The organism is Pseudomonas sp. P4_C3, from assembly GCF_056402075.1.
Genome location: NZ_JBFUIC010000583.1, coordinates 1 through 1550, shown reverse-complemented (window position 1 = coordinate 1550; position 1550 = coordinate 1). Strand labels below are relative to the sequence as shown.

At 53.7% G+C, this 1550-nt stretch carries 2 protein-coding genes; both read right to left on the bottom strand.

The genetic code is table 11. The features are described from left to right. A partial coding sequence (locus AC1DVH_RS30885) for an isocitrate lyase/phosphoenolpyruvate mutase family protein (protein WP_477756985.1) occupies positions 1–460 on the bottom strand: 460 nt, incomplete at its 3' end. Positions 461–584: 124 nt separating this feature from the next. Further along, a partial coding sequence (locus AC1DVH_RS30880) for a cation:dicarboxylate symporter family transporter (protein ID WP_477756984.1) occupies positions 585–1550 on the bottom strand: 966 nt, incomplete at its 5' end.

The window sequence follows — 1550 nt, the reverse complement described above, 5'->3', positions numbered from 1 at the left end:
GGGCATCATCTGACCGGGCAAATCGCGCAGCGTAAATCTTGCTTGCGGCCTCTTCCATTTCGATAAGCACGTGCGCTTGCTCGTCGTATTTGGCCGGCAGGTGAGTATCTTCTAGCGTAAGAGCGGCAACACCGGCCTTCTGCAACTCGGTGACCGTTCGCATTACATTGAGCGCGTTGCCGAACCCATGATCAGCGTCTCCAATGATTGGGATTTGGCTGGCCCGTCCGACCCTGGAAACTTGCTCCGCATATTCATCAAGAGTGAGCAACGAGATATCCGGGGCACCGAGCACTTGAAGCGAGGCGACGGATCCACCCTGGATGGCGACCTCAAAGCCAAGGTCAGAGGCCATTCGAACCGAGATCGGATCGAACACTGATGCGGCAAATTTACAGACTGTTCCATGAAGTAAATCACCGAACGCCTTGCGTAGTTCGTGATGGGATCGCTCAATCATTTTTTCGGCTCCATCGCAATTCAACTGAGAACTTCGCTTGAATGGTTCTATGTGAACGAGGCATCGAATAGCTACCGGTCATTGCGCCCTATCCGAAGAGGAATGACCGGGTAAGCGATGTTGATTACTTTTGCGTTGCTAACGCTCTACGCTCCGCCTTTGCGTTTTTCATCGCGGCAATTTCACGCTCACAGGTTTCTACATCGAACGAGTTGTCCCACTTGGCAATGGCGATGGTGCCGATACCGTTGCCAATCAGGTTGGTAACAGCTCGCGCTTCATTGAGGAACCGGTCGATGCCCAAAAGCAGTACAAGGCCTACCAACGGAATGGAGTGGATGGTTGTAAGCGTTGCCGCGAGTGTTATGAACCCGGCACCCGCCACGCCAGCCGAGCCTTTCGAGGTCAGCAGGAAAACACCCAACAGAATCATCTGATCCATAAACGTCAGCGGCGTATTGGTTGCCTGTGCGATAAAAATCGCCGCCATGGTGAGGTAAATGCAGGTGCCATCCGCATTGAAGGTGTATCCAGTTGGCAGCACCATGCCCACCACCGACTTCTTGCAGCCCAGCTTTTCAAGTTTCACCATCATTCGCGGAAGCACAGCCTCAGTCGAGCAGGTTCCGAGCGTGATGAGGATCTCGTCCTTGAAGTACCGGAGAAACTGTAACAAAGGCATTCCTGACCATCGAGCAACCGTTCCAAGCACCACCACAATGAAGATCAGGGTGGTGACGTAGAGCGCAATCAGCAACTGGCCGAGCGACAGTAGCGTACCGATCCCGTACTTGCCGATAGTGAAAGCCATACCGGCACCGGCACCAATTGGAGCCAGCCGCATGACCATTGCCACGATTTTGAACAGCCCTTGCAGGAACAGGTCGATCGTATTGATCAGCGGCTTGCTGGTTTCACCCATTTGAACCAGGGCAACCCCCATCAAGACCGAAAGCAGGATGACCTGGAGCATGACGCCATTCGAGAACGCACCGATAAAAGTTTGCGGGATGATGTTCATGAAAAAATCGACGGTGCCACCCTGCTCACTGGCAGCTTGGCTGTACTTGGCGATGGCACTGCCATCCAG